Source organism: Streptomyces sp. NPDC027189, from assembly GCF_055566975.1.
The window spans coordinates 7,279-27,500 of sequence record NZ_JBVHRI010000029.1; the positions used below are offsets into that span (position 1 = coordinate 7,279).

The following is a 20,222-nucleotide window of genomic DNA, read 5'->3' on the forward strand; positions in this document are numbered from 1 at the left end:
CCCGGAGACGACACCCCCCCCCTCCCCTTTCCCCCCCCCCCCACCGCCACCCCCCCCCCTTTAGTTGTTCCCCCTGGGGGGCGGCAATTCCCCGGGCCTGGTGTGAGGTCGGGAGAGCTACTCGCACTGGTCGCTGGCCGGTGTCCATGGCGAAGATCGTCTGACATGTCGTTCCGGGCCGTCTTCGGGTTCTGCTGCGCTGACGGCTGGCCGAGCAAGACCGGGCCGCGGCGGAGGCCGCCGTGGCCGTCGCCCCGGCGCCCGCCCGGGAGGAGGCTGACCGGGACGAAGCCTGCCCGCGGCTGGGCGAAGAAGCCCCGAGTCCCACCGTCCGAGCCTGGACTACGAGGAAGACTCGGGCTGTCGTCGCCGAACTGCCGGTGCCGGGTTATCGAGCGGTGAGGACGTGCGCCCACGGCTCATCGATGTCGGCCAGGCCCAGCACGGCGACCACGTTGTCGAGCATTCCGGCGCCGAACCAGCGCCGCACGGCCTCGTCGTCGCCCAGCAGTCGCCGGACGGTGTCAACCTGCTTGGCGTAGCACCGGCGCACGGCCTGCGCCACCAGCGGCTCGCCGACGGCGCAGTTCGCGTGCATCAGGAAACGCAGGATGTTCCGGTCCGCGACGAGTGCGGCGTAGGCGCCGCGTGCGGCATCCAACGCCGCCTCGGGCCCGGGCCCGGCCCCACCCGAGGCTGGTGAGTGAGCGAGCAGCGTGTCGGTCATGACGACGGAGACGTGGTCGACCACCGCCGCGAACAGCGCTTCCTTGTTCGGGTATAGGCGGTAGAGATACGGCTGAGAGATGCCGACCCACTCTGCGATCTCGTGTGTCGTCGTGCCGTAGAAACCCTTTTGCGCGAAGCATTCGACCGCGGCGGCCATGAGGGTCCGACGTCGTTCGTCGCTCTTTGTGCTGGTGCCGGGGGCAGGCATGGACGTCAGTCAAACACGGCTCCTCTCAGCTTCCAAAAGTCACGCTGCGGTCGGGGTCGGACGGAACGTCGTTGGGCGTGAGCGCCTCGATCGCCACCAGCGGGTTCCAGTAGTCCAGGTAGTGGGTGATGCGCGCGTCGTCATCGGTCCGAACGACGGAGATGCACGTCTGCTCGTACGGCTTGCCGGTCGGCAGCGCCGTGCCCTTCGAGCGGAATTCGGCGATCACCAGACTCGGGTCGACGGTGTCGTGGAAGACCAGGTCGACGAACTCGACGTCGAAGGTCTCGGGAAAGTTGCTCATGTGCGCGACCAGTGCGTCGCGCCCCGTTACCCGCTGGGGCACGCCGGCCGGCGCGTACGGGAACTCAAGCACCGCGTCCGGGGCGAACAGCTTCACCCATTCGTCGACCCGTCCTGCGGCGGTGAGGCGCAGGTGCTCGGCCAGGGTGTGCTGGGCGGCGGCGCGGCGGTTGGCGTCGTCTTGCTTGATTGTCATCTTCACTCCTACGTTAGTGGTCGACCTATAACCTACCACCGGCAGCAGCCGTTGCGGGTAGTCGAGCAGAGGTAACGCCAGGGGGATCCCGGTCCGGTTCACGTACGGGATGGCATCCAGAAAACGCCCCCTCGGCGGCGGGCGGCGGCCCGGTGCCATCGGCGCCCGTCACGCTTTGCGAAGATCGTCGGTCACCGGGAGACTTCGCGGTTCGTCAGGACCAGCAGGGCCCTCACCAGGGCGGTCGCCCACTTCGGGTCGGTGCGTACCTTGCCGAGGACGCGCCAGTTCTTCAGGTGGGCGAAGCCGTGCTCGACCGGCGCCCGTACCGCGGCAAGGGCCTTGTTGGACAGCTTCTGCCCGCGCGTCAGCGGCCGGTTCCGGGCGGCCTTGTAGCCGGTGATCACCGCCGGATCGGCGTCGGGACCGCTGTCGTCGAGCCCGACGAATCCCAGGTCGGCGATGGCACCGAGGCCGGCCGCCCGCAGCCTGACGGCGAGCCGGTCGTGACGGCAGGCGGTGATCTCCGAGGTGCGTCCGGGCCGGGCCGCCGAGACCCACAGCAGTCGGCCCTTGTCGTCGGTGAGCGCGATCACGAGCAGGCCGTGGTGTTTGTGCTTGCCGGAGTAGTTCTTCCGGTTCTGTGTCCCGGTACGCCGCCGGGTGCGGATCAGCGAGCCGTCCAGCAGGACCACCCCGCCACCCGTTCGGGTGATCTTCTTCAGGGCGCGGTCCAGGCGCGGGGCGCGGGCGGCCAGCAGACCGACAACCTCCCTGACCCACCGGGTCACGGTGGTGCGGTGTATCTGGTTGCCGCCGGCCAGGTCGCCGGGCCGCTGGTCACAGCGCAGCACCGCGAGCACGATGCCCGCGATCTTTCCCACGGGCAGGGCCCGCCACCGCGAGCCGATCTTCTTCAAGTGGCCGCGTATCAGGCCGGCGAGCCAGTTCAGGGTCGCACTCGACAGCGGCAGGCGGGCGGTGTAGACAAGGCCGTCAGGGCCCATGACGGCATGGTTGTTTTTCTTCACACCAAACTCAACTGCCATCGGGGGCCCGCCGGTTACGCCTCGCTGGCCCCCCGCGGCACCGCTAGGAGCGTGCGGTGAACCGCCCGTCGCCTCGCTTGTGCAGCCAGCCGCGGTCGGCGAGCTTGGTCATCTTCGCGCGCAGCGGTTCCAGCTTGCCGCGCACCGCCACCTGAAGGCCCAGTTCCTCGCCCACCGCCCTGACCTGGACGGGGCCGTCGACGGCCCGCACGATCGCCAGGATCTTGCGGTAGTCGGCGGGCAGCGCGGCCTCGTCGGGATTCTCGCTACGGTGCGGGATCAGCAGGACCGCCCGCCCCGCCACCCGGGCGGGCGTCGGGGCGACGGCCACGGCGGCCTCCGCCGCGGCCCGGTCCTGCTCGGTCAGCCGGTTCAGGACCCGCTCGGCGATCACGAGCTCCTCCCTCTCGGCCTGGACCTCCTGCAGCTGCGTGGCCAACTCCGCAGCGAGCGTGTCCAGTTCACTCCGGCGAGCCGTGATCCGCTCCAGCTCCCGCATCCCCGGACCCTCCCACGCTCTCCCGGCGTACCTGCCCGGCCACGGATCGTAAGAGCGGCACAGCGGTCGGCGCAGCAGAACCCGAAGACGGCCCCGAACGACATGTCAGACGATCTTCGCCATGGACACCGGCCGGCGACCAGCGCGAGTAGCTCTCCCGACCCTCACACCAGGCCCGTGACCAGCAACTTCACGATGCACACCACTCATTGGTGTGGTGGTCAGGCTGCGAGTGCCGTCTCGTAGTCGGCGGGACTGCGGTAGCCGAGGCTGCTGTGCAGTCGGTGCAACTTGTACCAGCCCTCGATGAAATCATGAGCCAGGTCCAGCGGTCCGCCGCCTGTGGGTCACGCAGCCGCGGCCGGGTCCAGCCGAGCGTCTGCCTGAACAGGCGGAATGTGTGCTCCAAGTCGAATCTTCGCAGGCAGCACGACCAGACGAAGTCGACATCATCCGGGCTGGCCCCGGTGGCCGAGGACCACAGCCACACCGGTGGCGCGTCGCGGTCGCCCGGCAGGTGATCGGCCTTGAGACGGATCAACGTGCCCTCGATGATGGGGAGTTCGCCGTCGTGGTCGATCCAGGCGGAGCGCTGCTGTAGTTCCGGGTGGAGCCGGTCCCATGCCCGGGCTTCGGCCTTGCCGTAGCAGAGCGTGTCTTTCACCGTCACGACCCGCGGCTCCGTCCAGGTCTCCGGCTTCGCGAGGCGGAACTCCTTGCCGTGCTTGGGCGGTCGGCCGCCCTTGGGCTGGTAGACACGGGGCGGGGCCGGAAGCCGCAGGTTACGGTCCGAGCGCAGGCGGCCGACCAGTTCGATCGGCAGGTCCCGCAGCAGCCAGGCCAGGCGCATCACGTCGTAGCCGGCGTCCATCACGATCAGCATGTCCCGGTCGCCGGGCTGCCACTGGCCGGCCGTGATGAGGCGTTCGGTCACCTGCCGGAGCTGGCTGGCCGTGACGGCCGCGGCGTCGCCGGCGGGCCCGAGCCGGACGGCGTCCAGCACGGCGGTCCACGAGGTGCGGTCCGGTGTCAGCGCGGCGACGAAGGAGTACGGCCAGCCCGGGATGATCTGCACGGCCGCACGGGAACGGCCGTGGACGTGGCAGAACAGCCGCTCCGGCGAGCACTTGGCGTCCGAGCGCAGCCACGGGGAGGCGTCCACGGTGAGCACGATCCGCCCGTTGAAACGCGGCAACGGCATCGACACCAGGAGATCCCGCAGTCGGTCCACGTCCAGGCGGCCGTGGTTCAAGGCCCCGTACAACGAGCCGTATCCGCGCTGGTGCTCGGCGACCAGCGACAACTCGACCGGTGTCCGCACCGGCCCGTCTGCACACAGCAGTGCGTCGGTGAGCTCGAAGAACGCGTCCGCCCGGGTGGACAAGCACCCGTAGAAGGCCGTCCGAAAGCGTGACAGTTCCGCGAAATCGTTCCGTTCGCCGACCTGCGTCAGCACACTCAAACCCACGGCCTTCCTTGTGAACTCCTGGATCTCGTCGCAGAGTTCAGGATCACGAGGAAGGCCGCCCTCGTACTCAGGGATCACTCAAACGAGTGACCACACGATCCTTATCGATCAAGGTCGAGGTTAGGGATCAAGATCATCACCGTCGGCTGGGGCGGCGCCTACGGATACGAGATCGTCATCAAACACCCAGGCGGCCACTACAGCCCGTACGCACATCTCTCGAAGCTCTCTGCCAAAGCCGGGCAACAGGTGCGCGCCGGGCAGGTCATCGCCCGCTCCGGCACCAGCGGCAACAACTCCACCGGACCCCACCTGCACTTCGAAGTGTGCACCGGCCCGAACTACGGATCCGACATCGACCCGCTGGCCTACCTCCGCTTCCACGGCGCCACACCGTGAATGCTCGGGAACAGCGAGTTCGCCAACGGCCACCGCACAGCTCCGGTCGACGACCTCCGGTGGAATCTATGGGTGCAATCGGGTTCACATCCGGCACACGCTTCATGCGTGAGCGATGAGTTTGGGCGGAGGATCGGGTCTGCCCTGGCATGACTCGAATCATCGCTGACATCTCGGTCTCCCTCGACGGCTTCACCACCGGGCCCGACCCCGGCCCGGACAACGGTATGGGAACCGGCGGCGAGGCCCTGGACACCTGGGCATTTTCCGACGACCCCGACGACCGCCGGGTCCTGCGCGAGGCGACCGCCCGCTCGGGCGCCGTCGTCCTCGGCCGCCAGCTCTTCGACGTGGTCGACGGGCCGAACGGCTGGGACGACAAGTCCGGCTACGGTGCCGGCGAGGTCGGCAAGCCCGCGTTCGTCGTCGTGACGAGCTCGCCGCCGGAGTCGGTGCGGCTCACCGACCTCGACTGGACGTTCGTCACCACCGGTCTGCCCGACGCCGTCACCGCAGCGCGCGAGCGCGCCGAGGCGGCGTCGTCGGACAGCGGCAAGGACCTCGACGTCGTCCTCATGGGCGGCGGCACCACGATCGGCTCGGCGCTCGACGCCGACCTGGTCGACGCGCTGACGCTGCACCTCGCGCCCGTCGTGCTGGGTGCCGGGACGCCACTGTTCACCGGCGGAGCGCCGCGCACGCTGGTGCAGCGGAGCGTGCTCTCGACATCGACGGCGACGCACCTGACCTACGACGTCTTCCGGTGATCCGATGACCACTGTCAACGCCAATGAGATCGCCTTGGGCATCGAGTCGTTCGGTGACGACGACGCGCCACTCGTTTTGCTCGCGGGCGGGACGACGATGCTCTCCTGGCCCGACGCGCTTTGCGAGCGCCTCGCCGCCGGCGGGCGCCGTGTGGTGCGCTACGACCTGCGCGATAGCGGGGAGTCGACGACGGCGGACCCGCAGGCGCCCGCCTACACCCTGCGCGGCCTCGCCGCCGATGCGGCGGCCCTTGCTGACGCGCTCGGCGGGGGGCCTGCGCACCTCGCGGGGATCGGCGTCGGCGGGATGGTCGCCCAGGTGGCCGTGCTCGACCATCCGGGCGCGTTCTCGGCGCTCACCCTGGTCGGCACCCGCGCGGTTGCGCCCGGCCCGCCCGACGATGACCTCCCCGACCATGACCAGGCGACTATGAGGCGGCTGTTCGCGCGTCCGATGCCCGATTGGACCGACCGCGAGGCGGTCGCGGAGTTCGCCGCCGCCGGCGCGGAGATCCTCGGCGACGGCCCCGTCGCCGCGCGCGCGATCGCTGCGCGCATCTGGGACCGCACGCCCGGCACCGCACCCCCGGTCCAGATGGCCAACCAGATGGGCATGGCGTTCTCCAAGCTTGACTGCAAACCCCGCTGGCGCGAGCGCCTGCCCGAGATCGAGGTCCCCACGCTCGTCGTCCACGGCCGCCGCGACCGGTTCTTCCCCGTCGGCAACGGCGAGGCGATCGCGCGCGAGATCCCCGGGGCGCGGCTGCTCGTCCTCAAGGAGGCCGCCACTGCGATCCCCGATGCGGTGGTCGGCGAGGTCGCCGAGGCGATGCTCACGCTCGGGTAGAGGACGGCGCGTGCCGCCCGGGTACGGCATCCGCGCAGCAGCGGGCGTCGGAGACTCGACACGGCCGCGCGCCCGCGATATACCCTGCGATCACTCCAACGAGTGACCGCCTGAACGCCGATGATCAAGGCCGAGGTTAAGGAACAAGCCAAGAACCTGTGTCACATCCCCTTTCCGCAGGTCACGGCGTTGTGGGATGTGTTCGTTCTCTGACTTTCCGTTCGGTTGCCCGTCGATGGAAGCAGTTCGGCGCCCGGCCAGGTATCCCCTGGTCGGGCGCCGCTTGGTTGTCCGTTCCGGCCTGTGGTCAGCGGCGCAGGCTGCGGACGCCGTGGGGACTGCCGACGCCGGTAGGAGCGTCGTAGCCGAGGGTTGCGCAGAAGGTACCGGCGCACCCCACGTTGATGCCCCAGAACGACCCGCGTCGGGCAAATTCGCTGTCGTCGTGCGGGACGGGCGGGACGTCACCGGTGGTGTGAGGAACCATTGGAGTTGGAGGAACTACTGGAGTTGGAGGAACCACGGGGGTTGATGGTGGCGGTGTCGGGGGTGGTGTCGCCGCCTCCGGTGACGGTGGCCATGTTGTTGACCGTGCCGGTGGGGGCGTTGCGGGCGACGCGGACCGTCAGGGTGATGGGCGGGTAGCTGTTCCCGGGGTTGAGGACGTCGCTGCGGGTGCAGGTGACGGTGGACCGGCTGCAGCTCCATCCGGAGCCCCTGAGTCTGGCGGCGGTGATTCCTGTCGGGAGGGTGTCGCTAACGGTGACCGTGGTGCCGTCGGTTGGGGCAGTCCCAGTGTTGTCGACGGTGATGGTGTACTCGCCCCGCCTGCCTTGTGTGTAGTTCCCGGTGTGGGTCTTGGTGATCTCCAAGGACGGCTCCGGCGGCGGCGGGCTGATCGGGTTGATCGCCACACCGACCGGGTCAATGCCGACGGGGACGGTGGTGGTGACCGTGTTGCCGGCGGTCTCGATTACCGACACATTGTTCGAGCTCGAGTTGGTGACGTAGGCGTGCCCGCCGTCCGGGGTGATCGCGACATCGGTCGGGCGGAGTTCGACGGGGATGACGGCGGTGGCGGTGTCGATTCCGTGCGCTTGCTATGAGCTGGACCAGGAACAGCGCGTGGAGGGCGATCCCGCGGAGCCGGTAAGCCTCTGTGCGCGCTTCGATGAACGCGGCGCGTCCTGTTGTCCGCGTCGGAACTCTGTCAGCGCTCCGGCGAAGTCGCTGTAGACGGTCAACCGGTCCGAGCGGAGTTGCTGTTGGGTCGCGAACAACTGATCTTGCGCGGACGCTTTCCGCTGAAACGCGTGCGTGACAGCAGAGCCCACCAATCTGCCCGCAATGCCTGCATCGAGACGCATCCGCCTGCACATACGCGAAGACCCCGCACTCAGCTAACGCGCTGGTGGCGGGGTCTTTAGGCACCTCATGAAGGGTGCCCCCGGCAGGATTCGAACCTGCGCACACGGCTCCGTAAACCGTGTGCGAAACTGCCGCGATGACCTCAGAGATGATCACCGCGGCAGCCGCGGGCACCTGGAAACTCGGAGATCTCACCGTCAACCGCATCGGCTTCGGCGCGATGCGGTTGACGGGCAGCGCGGCCTTCCACCACGGCACACCGAGCGACCGCGAACGCTCGATCGCCGTGCTGCGGCGCGCGATCGAGCTGGGCGTCAACCACATCGACACCGCGGCCTTCTACTTCTCCTCGCTGCGCTCCGCGAACGAACTGATCAACAGCGCGCTCGCCCCGTACACGGACGACCTGGTCATCGCCACCAAGGTGGGGCCGTTCCGCGACTACTCGGGCGAGTGGGGCACCTCGGCCCGGCCCGAGGATCTGCGCGGCCATGTCGAGGAGAATCTGCGCCAGCTCGGCCGCGATCACCTCGACGTGGTCTACCTGCGCCGTATGCGACAGGAGTCGATCGCCGAGCACTTCGGCGCGCTGGCCGAGCTGCGCGACGCCGGGCTGATCCGGCACCTGGCCGTCTCCGATGTCGAACCCAGGCATCTCGCCGAAGCACTGGCCATCGCGCCGGTGGTGAGCGTCCAGAACAAGTACGGCCTCGACTCCCCGACCCCCGAGACCGATGCTCTCCTGCGGACCTGCGGCGAACAGGGCATCGCGTTCGTGCCGTTCTTCGCGATCGCGGGCGAGGGCGGAGCGCTGGGCCCGAGTGGCACCACCGACGACGTGGTGCTCGACGTCGCGCGGGCCCACGACGCGACACCCGCCCAGGTCCGGTTGGCCTGGACCCTCCACCAAGGCCCGCACGTGCTCGCCATTCCCGGCACGGGCAATCCGGACCACCTGGTGGAGAACGTGGAAGCGGGCGCGCTCCGTCTCACGCACGACGAGATGACCCGCCTCGACGCCCTCCACACGCGGGCACAGTGAGCCGGCGGGCCCCTGCCGATTTGCGGCAGGGGCCCGTCGCGCTCAGCCCGTGTACGAGCTCAGCGGATAGTGGTCCGAGAGGTTCGTGTACGTGTACTCGGTGCCCCAACTGGACACCGTCCAGGGCGCGGACTGCTCCTTGACGACCTCGTTCTTCCACACCGTGGGGCGCGCGTGACCGGCGCGGTGGAGGACGTAATCGAGATCCTCGCGGGGGTCGGTCGGATAGCGGTCGTGTGCGATGGAGTTCTCCTGAGTGTCGAAGGAGTACGCGTGCCCGGTCCGTGCGTCGGCTCCCACCAGGTCGGCGTCGGCGAGCATGGACGCGTACTCCGGGCTGCGCGAGTCGACGTTGAAGTCACCGGCGACCAGGACCTGTTCGTCCGCCGGGATGTTCTTGGCGTCCAGGAACGCGTCGATCGCCTTGAACTGCCGGCTGCGCATGGAAGCGGCCTCACCCGCGCTGCATCCCGGGTCCGTCGACTGCGCATGGGTGCCCACCACATGAACCTTGGTGCCGTTCACATTCAGCACCGCGTAGGCGAACCCCTTGTTGGACCACCAGTCCGCACCGCACGCGTCCTTGTAGACGTACTGCTCCTTGTGCAGGATGGGCCACTTGCTGAGCACGGTCACGCCGCCGTCCTCGGGCGTGGTCGACGAGTACGCCCCGCCGGTCGCGTCCCAGCCGCTCTTGCTTCGGCCGACCACCGGCGTCTGGTAGGGGTACTCGCCCGCTGCCGCGCTCTTGAGGGCGTCCGACGAGGAGTTGTCGAACGCCTCCTGCAGCACGACGACGTCGTTCCCGCGGAAGAACGAGGTCTCCGGTATCTCCGCGGCGCGGTGGTCCTGCCCCCAGTTCGGGTACAGGTTCTTGCTCATGAGGAAGACGTTGTACGTCAGCACCCTCATCGACGGCGTCGCGGTGTCCGCCGACGCGGGCGCGGCCCCGACGAGGCCCGCGGCGGTGAGCGAGAGGACGAGGGTGGCTGCGCCCTGAGTGCGGCGCAGTGCGGAGAGCGGCACTGGATCTCCCTGTGAGTGAGGGGGGTTGAGTGGCGCCGCACATCAAATCACCGGGGATTACCGTCAGGTAACTCCCGTGCACGGAAAGGATGTCTCCCAGAAGTACGTCCAGCGGCGCGTCGAAATGGTGTGCCCGGAGTGCGTCCCCAGGTACGCACGTCAGAGGCCCGGCCGCCACTTTGGGTGGTCTGCGGCACCCGCCGTCGTGCCCGGTGCCCCGAGGCGCAAGCCGTCGATGACCAGGTTGAGGAGCCGGGCGACACGCGCCTCCCCCTCCTCGCCCGGGCCGATCCGCCACAGGAGCCCCACCATCAGCAGGACGTCGCCCGGGTCGATGCCGGGCCGGATGCTGCCGACTTCCTCGCAGGCGCGCAGCAGCCGGGTGATGGCCCCGATGACCGAGGCGTAGATCTCGCCCGTGAGGCTGTCGTCGGTGAGGGAGTGCAAGACGTCCGACAGGCCGTGCAGCGTCCCAGGCCAGACGCCCGCCTTCTATGCGATGGAGTTCAGCGAGGCGTCGCTGGAGTCGGTGAGCGCGTTCCGTGCCACCTCGGCCGCACGCCGCCACCTCCTGGCTCTACCCGGTACTGCTCCGGCTGTTCCCGCGGCACATGACCACGACCGACACCGTGGGCCGCGCGATGCTCGAGGTGACGCGACCTCAAGGGGGAGGGCCGCGCGTGTTCACCAGCGTGGAGTTCAACGGCCTTGCTGCCCAGGAGGCGGCGTAGCAGCCGCCCGCCCGCGAGCGATCGTCGTGCGGCGGGCGGCCGCCGAAGGGTTCACCCCAGCTGCTCGTGCAGGAAGCCCACCGTGCTCTCCCAGGCCTGTGCGGCCGACTCCGGGGCATACGCCTCGGGGCGGCCGTCGTTGAAGAAGGCGTGCTGGGCGGGGTAGAGGCGGAAGTCCGGGGTGATGCCCGACTGCTGCTGGATCGCCTCGCTCAGCTGCTCCAGGCTCTCCTTCGGAATGCTGGTGTCGAGTTCTCCGTAGTGGCCCAGGATCTGCGCCTTCAGGCCGGAGAAGTCGGGCACCTCGCCCTGGATCACGCCGTAGAACGGCACCGCCGCGCTCACCCGCGGGTCGGCCGCCGCCTGGTAGATGACGAAGCCGCCGCCCATGCAGAAGCCGACCGACGCCACCGTGTCCGAGGTGACTTCGGGCAGACCCAGCAGATGGTCGACCGCGCCGGAGAGCAGCTCGACGCCGCGCGACACCGGCAGCTCCTTCATCATCCGGAAGGCCTCGCCGCTGTCGTGCGCCACATTGCCGCCGTACAGGTCGGGCGCGAGGGCCACGAATCCCTCCGCCGCCAGCCGGTCCGCGACATTCGCGATGTGGTCGGTCAGACCCCACCACTCCTGGATGACGATCACGCCGGGGCCCTGTCCGGAGGGCGGCAGCGCCAGATAGCCGTGCGCGGTGCCTCCGGCGCTGGGGAAGGTCACATTCTGATGGGCGGGTGCCCCGGTAGACTTCGGCAGCTCGGACATGTCACTCAACTCCTGTGAGGGCAGCGTCAGGTGGGGGCGCGGCGTGGCCGGCCCCGAGTCGATCTCCACGATGTCATGCGCGCGCACGGCGACCTTGCCCAGCCCGCACGACACGGCCCGCGGCCACCTTCTGCAGCAGGCTGTACGCGAGAACCGGCAGCAGCACATGCGGTCGGTCGGGCAGCGTCGTCGTGATGAGGACCGCGCCGGCGCTGCTGTTGTTCATCCCGCAGGCCAGCGTGACGGAGGCACCGGCGGGCGGTTCGAGGCGCAGCACGCGAGCGGTGATCCGGCCCAGCGTGAACGACAGCCCGCAGACGGTGCCGGCGATGGCCAGCGCGGCCGCGAACAACACCGGTTCGGGGTGGCTGAGGAAAGGGCCGAGGACGCCGCTGGCATTGATGTAAGTCAGCAGCAGCGAACCGAGTATCGCCGCGGGAACCGCTGCACCGAGGAGCCGGTCCATGAGGCGGCGGGGCAGGGCGAGCCGGCACAGGATTCCTGCTCCGCAGGGCAGCAGGACCCCCGTGAGCGCGAAGCCGCTCCCCGCGGACTGCGCCGCTCCGGCCAGCGTGCCGGCGTACTCACGGCTCAGCAGGGGGCACAGTGCCGTCATCGTGACCGGGGTCGTCAGGGGGCTGACGATCGTGGACGCCAGCACGAGGCCCACCGTCGTCGGCTGATCGCCGTCCCCCTTGCTGGTCCACACGGTGGCCCCGGCGGCCACGGGCATGGCGGCGATCAGGATCATCGCCGCGACCAGGCCGCTGCCCCCGTCGGTGTCGGGCGACTGCCGCAGCGCGAACGCGACCCCCGGGATGATCAGCAGCGGCGCGACCAGATGAAGGGCGAGCCCGGTCAGCAGCGCGGTGGGGCGGCCGAGTAATGCCCGCAGCTCGTGCAGGGGCACTTGGAGACCTGCGGTGAACAGGACGAGGGACAGCAGAAAATGCGGTGTTCTGAAAGGCAGTTCGGGGAGTCCAATGACCCCGGATGCGCTGATCGTGTGCGTGTGGCGCAGCCACAGACCCGGGGCCGGCACCGTCGTGGCGGCGAGATAGGCCGCGCCGACGGCCCATCCGAGATGGCTACGGAGCAGAGTGAGGGGGGACGTCGCGCGGGGCGTGCGAATCATGGCGGCGCTCTTCCGTCGTGGGACCTGGGCGGAGACGGGGCGCCGATATCGCGGAGCAGGCACGGGGGGCGAACCGTGCGAAGGCATAAGTGCACAGACTCAGCCAGCAGAGGCTGAACAGCCAGCCGCCCAGGACGTCCGAGAACCAGTGAACTCCCAGGTAGACACGGGACAGTCCGACCATTGCGGCCCAGCAGCCGATGACCGGAACGAGCGACTTTCTCCCGCGTGGAGCCCGCGCGAGCACCGCGAGAATGAGCAGTCCGCCGGTGACGGCGGATGTGGTGGTGTGGCCCGAGGGGAAGGACCAGCCGGAGGCGTGGGTGGCCCAGTCCGCCGTCGTGGGGCGGGGGCGGGCGACCAGCGACATCACCCCGTACCGCACGGCTTGCGCGGCGGCCAGGCAGGCGAGACAGCCGACGACGGCGATGATCCGCTGCCTCGCCGTACGACCGAGGACGAGGCCGGCCACGGCGACCAGGGCGTAGGGAACGATCCCCGTGCCGGTGTACGTCACTCCGCGCGCCACGGCGAGGGCCACATCCGGGCGGTGTCCCACCGACCAGGAGGTGAGGTCCTCGTCGCCGAACAGTGCCGCGCCGTCCCGGCCGATGAGGATCAGGGTCAGCAGCACGAACGCGACCGCGCTCCCCACCGCCGTCGAACCGGCGAGGTCCGTGGCGTCCTCCCGCGACGGCGTGATGCGCCGGGCTGCGGCCATCGGAGTGGCTCCCTTCCCTGGTGGTCACGCGGACGCGGCAAGAGGCCACACCCCGTGCTGACTACAATCCTGTAGACGGTCTACACAACTGTAGACGATTAAGCGGTGGGGAGTGTTCCCGGAGCACCCGATCGGATGCCGTACGCTACGTGTTACGTATAACCCCAGAAAGGCCCCGATGAGACGCATCGCCCTGGTCACCCTCGTCGTCGACGACTACGACGAGGCGATCCGCCACTACACCGAAGCCCTCGGATTCCGGCTCGTCGAGGACACGCCGCGCCCCGACGGCTCCCGCTGGGTCGTCGTCGAAGCGGGCACCGACGGTGGCGGCAGCGGGCTGCTGCTGGCCCGGGCCAAGAACGAGGCGCAGCGCGGCCGGGTCGGTGACCAGACCGGCGGACGCGTGGGCTTCTTCCTGCACACCGACGACTTCGCCCGCGACTACGCCCGGATGCGGGCGGCCGGCGTGACCTTCCTGGAGGAGCCGCGCCACGAGCCGTACGGCTCCGTCGTCGTCTTCCAGGACCTGTACGGAAACCGCTGGGACCTGCTCCAGCCTGCCACCACCGCCTGACCCTCCCGAGAACCCGCCGCTCACCACCTGCCGAACCTGCCGAGGAAAGACACGCATGACCGCGCCCCGCATCGACGCCGACACCATCCGCCGCCTCCCCAAGGCCGTACTCCACGACCACCTCGACGGTGGTCTGCGCCCCGCCACCCTCGTGGAGCTCGCGGAGACGGTCGGCCACACCCTGCCCACCACCGACCCGCAGGCGCTGGCCGACTGGTACTACGAGGCCGCCAACTCCGGTGACCTGGTGCGCTACATAGCCACCTTCGAGCACACCCTCGCCGTGATGCAGTCGCGCGAGGGCCTGCTGCGCACCGCCGAGGAGTACGTCCTCGACCTGGCCGCGGACGGTGTCGTCTACGGCGAGGTCCGGTACGCGCCCGAGCTGATGGTGAACGGCGGGCTCACCCTGCCCGAGGTTGTCGAGACCGTGCAGGAGGGCCTGGCGGCGGGCATGGCCAAGGCGTCCGCCGCCGGCACCCCCGTGCGCGTCGGCACCCTGCTGTGCGGCATGCGCATGTTCGACCGCACCCGTGAGATCGCCGACCTCGCGGTGGCGTTCCGAGACGGCGGCGTCGTCGGGTTCGACATCGCGGGCGCCGAGGACGGCTTCCCGCCCGCCGACCACCTGGCCGCCTTCGAGCACCTGCGCGGCGAGAGCGTCCCGTTCACCATCCACGCCGGCGAGGCCCATGGCCTGCCCAGCATCCACCAGGCCCTCCAGGTCTGCGGCGCCCAGCGCATCGGCCACGGCGTCCGCATCACCGAGGACATCGTCGACGGCAAGCTCGGCCGCCTCGCGGGCTGGGTGCGCGACCGCCGTATCGCCCTGGAGATGTGCCCGACGTCCAACCTCCAGACGGGCGCGGCCACCTCCATCGCCGAGCACCCCATCACCGCCCTGCGCGACCTGGGCTTCCGGGTCACCCTCAACACCGACAACCGTCTGGTGTCCGGCACGACGATGACCCGCGAGATGTCGCTGCTGGTCGAGGAGGCCGGCTGGGGCGTCGAGGACCTGCGCACGGTCACGGTGAACGCGATCAAGAGCGCGTTCATCCCGTTCGACGAGCGCAACGACCTCATCCGCGACGTGGTGCTGCCGGGCTACGAGGCCGCCCTCTAGGGAATCCCACGTGCGGGCCGTGCCTCGGGGATTCCCCTGTGCGGCCGCGCACCGGGGAAACCCACGCCCGCGGGCCGCACCCTAGAGCAGCCCGCGGACGTACGCGGCCTGGCCGACGTGTTGCAGATCGTCGGCCAGGACGCTCACCAGCCGTACGCCGAGGGTGACCGCCGGGGTCCAGCGCTCGTCCACGACGCGCTCCAGGTCCTTGGCGGTCAGCCCGCGCACGAACTCCAGGCTCTGCTCGTGCACGGCGTCGTAGTAGCCGATGAGCAGATCACCCGAATCCACCCGCACCTTGGCCACCTTCGCCGCGGTGTGACCGTACCCGGTGCCCCGGCGGGGCAGCTCGAGCCCGAAGCGCTTCTCCCAGCCCTGCGCCAGCCAGACCTGGTCGAGGTCCGCGGCATCGGCGACATGGTCGTCCTGGATCCGGGTGAGATGCCAGATCAGCCATGAGATGGAGTTGGCGGTCTCGGCGGGCCGGGCGTTGAGGTCGTCCGGGTCCAGACCCTCGACGGCGGCATGGACTTCTTCCTGGATGCGGCTGTACGCGTCGATGAGGATGTCCTTTGCGTGCATGCGTCCACCATCGCGTACAGCGGCGCCTCACGCGTCCGGAATCCAGCTCCCGTGGAAGCCCAGCGGCACCCGGCCCGGCAGATGGATCCGGGCGACCGGTTCACCCGTGAAGTCCTGGGCGGCCAGGATCACCAGGTCGGCCGCCCCGCGATCGGGATTGTGCACGTACGCGATCGCGTAGCCGTCGTCCTCGGCCCTCGCCCCCGCCGAGGGGACGAAGACGGCCTCTCCCGCGGCGGCGTCCCCCGGCAGGCGGTGCACCTGTGTGGTCCCCCGGAACATGTCGTGCTTGATCAGCGCGTTGCTGAAGGCGCGGTCGGGCGGATTTCCGTCGGCCGTCATGTACGCCAGCGTCATATCGGCGGCGGCCGCGGTGTAGGCGTACCGGTGCCGCCGGCTCACCAACGCCTCGTGGACGCGCGGGAATTCCTGCGGGCGGTCGTCGATCGTCCTGGTGCGTACGCGGCCGTGGGCCAGGTCGACGGTCCAGCATTCGAGCGAGGCGGTACCCGCTCCGTAGGGTCCGTCGGAGCCGCGGCCCGCGACCAGGAAGGGTGCCGGGTAGGTCGTCATGTCGACGACCACGGACGAGCCCTCGTCATAGGCGTTGAGGGTGTGCGAGTAGTAGACCGGCTCGACGTCGAACCAGCGGACCCTGCCGCCCGCGCGCGGCAGCAGGCCGACGCGCATCGGGTGTTTCTCGTTCCAGATGTACGGGACGAGGCCGCCGTGGTCCGCGGCCGCGGGGTCGAAGGTGATGGGCAGGTCGAAGATCACGACGTATTTCTCGGTGAGCGCGAAGTCGTGCATCATCGGCCCGTCCGCCACCGGGATCCTCGTGGTCCGCACGACCCGGCCCGTGTGATCGATGACGTGGTGCCGGACGTGATCCCAGGTCGGGTAGTAGGCGATCGCGTGCAGTTCGCCGGCCGCCGCGTCGAACTTGGTGTGTGCGGTGAAGGCCCCCTTGAGGGTGCCCCGGAAGTCGTACGTACCCACCGTGTTGAGCTCGTGGTCCAGTTCGTACGGAAGGGGTCCGCTCTCCTGGAGCGTCAGGATCCGTCCGCCCAGGCCGATCACATGGGTGTTGCACGGGAAGTCGTCCGGCGGCACGGGCCCGGGATAGGGCTCGCCGAGCTTCTTGGCCACCGACGACGAGCGGACCCAGCGGTTGCGGTACCACTCGGCGCGGCCGTCGCGCAGCCGCACGCCGTGCACCATGCCCTCGCCGAGCATCCAGTGGTGGGCGCGAGGGTCCTCAAGTCCCAGGATATTGGGGCCGTTTCGCAGGAATCGGCCATTCAGATCGCGCGGAATCCGTCCGGTGACCGGCAGGTCGAACGCCGTCAGTTCCTCCGTGACCGGCTTGAACGCCCCCTCGAGGAAGGGGTAGTGCCTGGTGTCCTGTGTGCGCGGTGGGGCTGCCGCCGCCGCTCGGCCGCCGATGCCGCCGACCAGCCCTCCCGCCGCCGCGACCGCCGCGCTCCGCAGGACCGTCCGTCGTGTGTGATCCGTCATCCCGGTACTTCCGCCTCGCAGTTCTCGTGCTGGACGTTCACGAGTCTGCGGCGGCGGACCGCCCTGGTCAGGAGTGCTGGGGCCCTTTCGGGGGTGGTGTCAGCCCCCCTCTGCCGAGGTGTCGAGAAGCCTCATCAACGCCCGGGCCGCCGGACTGGTGGCCTGCGGCGGCGGCAGCATGGCGACGGTCTCGTACGACGCATCGGAGGCGCCCTTGAGGGGGAGGGCGGTGAGATCGCCGGCCTCGCGCTTGAGGCCGAAGTGCCGCGGTACGACGGCGATGCCGAGGCCCTCGTGGACGAGCTCCAGAAGGCTGTGCACGTCGTTGACCTCAAGGGTCACGGTCCGGTGTACACCCGCCGACGCGAAGGCCGCGTCCGTGGTGCGGCGCGGCCCCCAGTCGGGGTGGAAGTCGACGAAGGCCTCGCCGCCCAGCTCCTCGGGCGTGAGCACGGCGGCGGTCGCGAGGTGGTGCGTGGGATGGCAGAGCACAGTCATCGACTCGCGGGTCAGCGGGACCGAACGCAGCTGGTCGGTGTCGGCCTGCGTCTTGACGGCGAAGGCCAGGTCGAGACGGCCCGCGGCGACGTCCTCGGCCAGCGCTCCGGACCCCGCCTGCCGCAGCCGGATCTCGACATCGGGGTGGCGCCGCCGGAACGCGGCGAGCAGTCTCGCCACGTGCACTCCGGCGATGCACTGTTCGGTGCCCAGGGAGAGCGTGCCGCGCAGCACGCCCTGCACGGCGGCCACCGCGTCGTGCGCCGAGCGGACCTGGGCGAGGATCCGCTCCGCCTCGCCCAGCAGCGCGCGACCGGCCTCCGTGAGGGTGACGCGACGGGTGGTGCGGACGAACAGCGGGGCCTGCAGCTCCCGCTCCAGAGCGCGGATCGACGACGACAGGCCGGACTGCGACACCATGAGCCGCTCCGCCGCGCGGGTGAAGTGCTGGTCCTCGGCGACCGCGACGAAGTGCTGAAGGTGACGCAGTTCCATGAGGGGCAAGCGTAATCGCTGATTGAGAAGCGTCATCGCTGAATCCCATCCGATTCTCCCGTTGGACCGCTGCCCGGGCGCGCGCAAGAGTGGAGACCTGTTTTCCCGGCCTTCAGGAGTACGCGTTGTACACCGCACACCCCGACCGTTACGCGGACATGCCCTACCGGCGCACCGGACGCAGCGGGCTGAAGCTCCCCGCGCTGTCGCTCGGCCTGTGGCACAACTTCGGCCCCGACCGGCCGGTGGAGACCCAGCGCGCGATCCTGCGTCGCGCCTTCGACCTCGGCGTCACGCACTTCGACCTCGCGAACAACTACGGGCCGCCGCCCGGCGCCGCCGAGTCGGCCCTCGGCGACGCCCTGAAGGCCGACTTCGCGCCCTACCGCGACGAGCTGGTCATCTCCACCAAGGCGGGATACCTGATGTGGCCGGGCCCGTACGGCGAATGGGGCTCGCGCAAGTACCTGCTGTCCTCGCTCGACCAGAGCCTGGCCCGGATGGGCCTGGACTACGTGGACGTCTTCTACTCGCACCGCCCCGACCCGGAGACTCCCTTCGAGGAGACGATGGGCGCCCTGCACTCGGCGGTCCAGCAGGGCAAGGCGCTGTACGTCGGTGTCTCCAACTACTCGCCGGAGGAGACCCGCGAAGCCGCCCGCATCCTGGGCGAGCTGGGCACCCCGCTGCTCATCCACCAGCCGCGCTACTCGATGCTCGACCGCCGCCCCGAGGACGAGGGCCTGCTGGACGCGCTCGACGAACTGCAGGTCGGCTCCATCGCCTATTCGCCGCTGGAGCAGGGCCTGTTGACCGGCCGCTACCTGGACGGCATCCCGGAGGACTCGCGGGCGGCGAGCGACAGCCCGTTCCTGAACTCCGACGCCGTCACCGGGGAACTCGTCGGCAGGCTTCGCGCGCTCGACGACGTCGCCAAGTCCCGCGGCCAGACCCTGGCCCAGCTGGCCCTGGCCTGGGTGCTGCGGGGCGGCCGGGTGACCTCCGCACTGGTCGGCGCGAGCAGCCCGCAGCAGATCGAGGACAGCGTCGCGGCCGCCGGCAACCTGGACTTCGACGCCGAGGAGCTGGCGCGGATCGACGCGATCGTCAAGCCGTAAGACGCTCGCTCACCTCCCAGAGGCGGGCCGCCGCCTCTGGGTCGACCGCGTACGGCAGCACGCCGGGCAGCCCCGCCCCGGAGAACCACTCGTCCTCGTCGGCGGCGGTCACCAGCGGGCTGATGTCGCAGTTCTCGCAGTAGACCCCGCCCAGTCCGTCGAGCTGCGGGCTGGTCGCGCACCAGACACTGGTGGCCGCTCCCTGCGGGACGGTCTTGAGCTGGCGGGCGGGGTCGCGCACCGGGCGGCCCTCGTCGTCGACGGCACCGGCTGCCCGGACGGCCTCCTCGGAGACGTGTTTGGCGAGGCCGGTGTCGATGATGGTGCCGGGGTGCACGGAAAAGGCCCGCACGCCCTCGGCCCGCCCTCGCCGGTCCAGTTCCACCGCGAACAGCGCGTTGGCCGTCTTCGACTGGCCGTACGCGGCGAACGGCTCGTAGGGACGGCGCTCGAAGTGGAGGTCGTCGAAGACGACAGGCGAGAACCGGATGCCCCGCGAGGACACCGAGACCACCCGCGCCCCGCCGGCCGCGACCAGGGCGGGCCACAGCCCGGCGACGAGCCGGAAGTGCCCCAGGTGGTTCGTCGCGAACTGCGACTCGTACCCACGCGCGTCCCGGGTCAGCGGCGTCGCCATGATCCCCGCGCTGTTGACGAGGATGTGCAGCGGACGGCCGGAGGCCAGGAACTTCCCGGCGAAAGCGTCGACGGACGACGGGTCGATCAGGTCCATCGGCTCGACCTCGGCCCCGTCCACCTCCTTCAGCGCGGCCCGCGCCCGTGACACGTCCCGGGCCGGTACGACGACGTCGGCGCCCGCAGCCCGCAGGACGCGGGCCGTCTCCAGCCCGATGCCCGAGTAGCCGCCGGTGACGACGGCCACCTTGCCGGTGAGGTCGATGCCCTTGATGACGTCCTCGGCGGTGGACGCGGCGCCGAAACCGGAGGGGAGGGGCTGCTGTGCGGTGGTCATGGAGTGTGTCTCCTCGAATGAGCAGGCGGGAACCGATGGGACCACCGTAGATCCGCCGATTCGTACGATGAATGCTTGAGAGTGC

At 69.9% G+C, this 20,222-nt stretch carries 21 protein-coding genes and 2 pseudogenes; 8 read left to right on the plus strand and 15 right to left on the minus strand.

All coding sequences use genetic code 11. The features are described 5' to 3' along the window. Positions 1-388 precede the first annotated feature (388 nt). From ACZ4RZ_RS41650 to ACZ4RZ_RS41670, 5 genes and pseudogenes are all read right to left on the minus strand, one after another. Positions 389-937, minus strand: a complete 549-nt coding sequence (locus ACZ4RZ_RS41650; RefSeq protein ID WP_059212111.1) for a TetR/AcrR family transcriptional regulator — start codon at positions 935-937, stop codon at positions 389-391. 25 nt (positions 938-962) lie between these two features. Beyond that, complete coding sequence (locus ACZ4RZ_RS41655) at positions 963-1,436, minus strand: nuclear transport factor 2 family protein (RefSeq protein WP_059212112.1); 474 nt, start codon at positions 1,434-1,436, stop codon at positions 963-965. Positions 1,437-1,627: 191 nt separating this feature from the next. Beyond that, on the minus strand, positions 1,628-2,467 hold the full coding sequence (locus ACZ4RZ_RS41660) for a transposase family protein (protein WP_467752771.1): 840 nt from the start codon (positions 2,465-2,467) through the stop codon (positions 1,628-1,630). Positions 2,468-2,528: 61 nt separating this feature from the next. Beyond that, on the minus strand, positions 2,529-2,984 hold the full coding sequence (locus ACZ4RZ_RS41665; protein ID WP_467752772.1) for a hypothetical protein: 456 nt from the start codon (positions 2,982-2,984) through the stop codon (positions 2,529-2,531). Positions 2,985-3,288: 304 nt separating this feature from the next. Further along, positions 3,289-4,446 (minus strand): annotated as a pseudogene (locus ACZ4RZ_RS41670) (NF041680 family putative transposase); the annotation flags it as partial. Positions 4,447-4,584: 138 nt separating this feature from the next. Between ACZ4RZ_RS41670 and ACZ4RZ_RS41675 the strand changes: the two are divergent. The 3 genes and pseudogenes from ACZ4RZ_RS41675 to ACZ4RZ_RS41685 all read left to right on the plus strand — a co-directional run. Next, positions 4,585-4,851 (plus strand): annotated as a pseudogene (locus ACZ4RZ_RS41675) (M23 family metallopeptidase); the annotation flags it as partial. A gap of 149 nt (positions 4,852-5,000) precedes the next feature. Further along, positions 5,001-5,618, plus strand: coding sequence for a dihydrofolate reductase family protein (locus ACZ4RZ_RS41680; RefSeq protein WP_467752773.1), 618 nt, complete (start codon positions 5,001-5,003; stop codon positions 5,616-5,618). Positions 5,619-5,622: 4 nt separating this feature from the next. Beyond that, positions 5,623-6,465, plus strand: a complete 843-nt coding sequence (locus ACZ4RZ_RS41685; RefSeq protein WP_467752774.1) for an alpha/beta fold hydrolase — start codon at positions 5,623-5,625, stop codon at positions 6,463-6,465. A gap of 464 nt (positions 6,466-6,929) precedes the next feature. On the opposite strand, the gene ACZ4RZ_RS41690 is transcribed toward ACZ4RZ_RS41685, so the two are convergent. After that, complete coding sequence (locus ACZ4RZ_RS41690) at positions 6,930-7,553, minus strand: hypothetical protein (RefSeq protein ID WP_467752852.1); 624 nt, start codon at positions 7,551-7,553, stop codon at positions 6,930-6,932. Positions 7,554-7,969: 416 nt separating this feature from the next. Here ACZ4RZ_RS41690 and ACZ4RZ_RS41695 point away from each other — a divergent pair, with 416 nt between their 5' ends. Continuing rightward, a complete protein-coding gene (locus ACZ4RZ_RS41695; protein WP_467752775.1) occupies positions 7,970-8,875 on the plus strand; it encodes an aldo/keto reductase in 906 nt (301 codons plus the stop codon). Between the two features lie 42 nt (positions 8,876-8,917). Here ACZ4RZ_RS41695 and sph read toward each other — a convergent pair whose 3' ends face one another. Next, a complete protein-coding gene (gene sph, locus ACZ4RZ_RS41700) occupies positions 8,918-9,901 on the minus strand; it encodes a sphingomyelin phosphodiesterase (RefSeq protein ID WP_467752776.1) in 984 nt (327 codons plus the stop codon). Positions 9,902-10,060: 159 nt separating this feature from the next. Continuing rightward, positions 10,061-10,369, minus strand: coding sequence for an SbtR family transcriptional regulator (locus tag ACZ4RZ_RS41705; protein ID WP_467752853.1), 309 nt, complete (start codon positions 10,367-10,369; stop codon positions 10,061-10,063). 74 nt (positions 10,370-10,443) lie between these two features. Between ACZ4RZ_RS41705 and ACZ4RZ_RS41710 the strand changes: the two genes are divergently transcribed. Next, positions 10,444-10,632, plus strand: coding sequence for a hypothetical protein (locus ACZ4RZ_RS41710; protein WP_467752777.1), 189 nt, complete (start codon positions 10,444-10,446; stop codon positions 10,630-10,632). A 51-nt stretch (positions 10,633-10,683) separates the two neighbouring features. On the opposite strand, the gene ACZ4RZ_RS41715 is transcribed toward ACZ4RZ_RS41710, so the two are convergent. The 3 genes from ACZ4RZ_RS41715 to ACZ4RZ_RS41725 form a co-directional block, all read right to left on the minus strand. After that, positions 10,684-11,394, minus strand: a complete 711-nt coding sequence (locus ACZ4RZ_RS41715; RefSeq protein WP_467752854.1) for a dienelactone hydrolase family protein — start codon at positions 11,392-11,394, stop codon at positions 10,684-10,686. Between the two features lie 73 nt (positions 11,395-11,467). Further along, positions 11,468-12,529, minus strand: a complete 1,062-nt coding sequence (locus ACZ4RZ_RS41720) for a bile acid:sodium symporter (RefSeq protein ID WP_467752778.1) — start codon at positions 12,527-12,529, stop codon at positions 11,468-11,470. After that, the gene (locus ACZ4RZ_RS41725) at positions 12,483-13,250 is read right to left on the minus strand and encodes a phosphatase PAP2 family protein (RefSeq protein WP_467752779.1); all 768 of its coding nucleotides are present in this window, start codon (positions 13,248-13,250) and stop codon (positions 12,483-12,485) included. The genes ACZ4RZ_RS41720 and ACZ4RZ_RS41725 overlap by 47 nt, the downstream gene beginning before the upstream one ends. A 178-nt stretch (positions 13,251-13,428) precedes the next feature. Here ACZ4RZ_RS41725 and ACZ4RZ_RS41730 point away from each other — a divergent pair, with 178 nt between their 5' ends. Beyond that, a complete protein-coding gene (locus tag ACZ4RZ_RS41730; protein ID WP_467752780.1) occupies positions 13,429-13,827 on the plus strand; it encodes a VOC family protein in 399 nt (132 codons plus the stop codon). Positions 13,828-13,882: 55 nt separating this feature from the next. Beyond that, a complete protein-coding gene (locus ACZ4RZ_RS41735; protein WP_467752781.1) occupies positions 13,883-14,953 on the plus strand; it encodes an adenosine deaminase in 1,071 nt (356 codons plus the stop codon). An 81-nt stretch (positions 14,954-15,034) separates the two neighbouring features. On the opposite strand, the gene ACZ4RZ_RS41740 is transcribed toward ACZ4RZ_RS41735, so the two are convergent. The 3 genes from ACZ4RZ_RS41740 to ACZ4RZ_RS41750 form a co-directional block, all read right to left on the minus strand. Continuing rightward, positions 15,035-15,535: a mycothiol transferase gene (locus ACZ4RZ_RS41740; RefSeq protein WP_467752782.1), complete on the minus strand. Its 501-nt coding sequence runs from the start codon at positions 15,533-15,535 to the stop codon at positions 15,035-15,037. Positions 15,536-15,562: 27 nt separating this feature from the next. Further along, entirely contained in the window at positions 15,563-17,053 is a 1,491-nt protein-coding gene (locus ACZ4RZ_RS41745; protein WP_467752783.1) for a carotenoid oxygenase family protein, read from the minus strand. Between the two features lie 99 nt (positions 17,054-17,152). Then, the gene (locus ACZ4RZ_RS41750; protein ID WP_467752784.1) at positions 17,153-18,046 is read right to left on the minus strand and encodes a LysR family transcriptional regulator; all 894 of its coding nucleotides are present in this window, start codon (positions 18,044-18,046) and stop codon (positions 17,153-17,155) included. Positions 18,047-18,171: 125 nt separating this feature from the next. On the opposite strand from ACZ4RZ_RS41750, the gene mgrA reads away from it, so the two are divergent. Then, on the plus strand, positions 18,172-19,164 hold the full coding sequence (gene mgrA / locus ACZ4RZ_RS41755) for an L-glyceraldehyde 3-phosphate reductase (protein WP_467752785.1): 993 nt from the start codon (positions 18,172-18,174) through the stop codon (positions 19,162-19,164). Here the strand turns inward: mgrA and ACZ4RZ_RS41760 are convergent. Then, positions 19,154-20,137 carry an oxidoreductase gene (locus tag ACZ4RZ_RS41760; protein ID WP_467752786.1) on the minus strand — a complete coding sequence of 328 codons (984 nt, stop codon included), beginning with the start codon at positions 20,135-20,137 and terminating at the stop codon, positions 19,154-19,156. The two genes, mgrA and ACZ4RZ_RS41760, sit on opposite strands and share 11 nt — an antisense overlap. Positions 20,138-20,222: the final 85 nt, after the last annotated feature.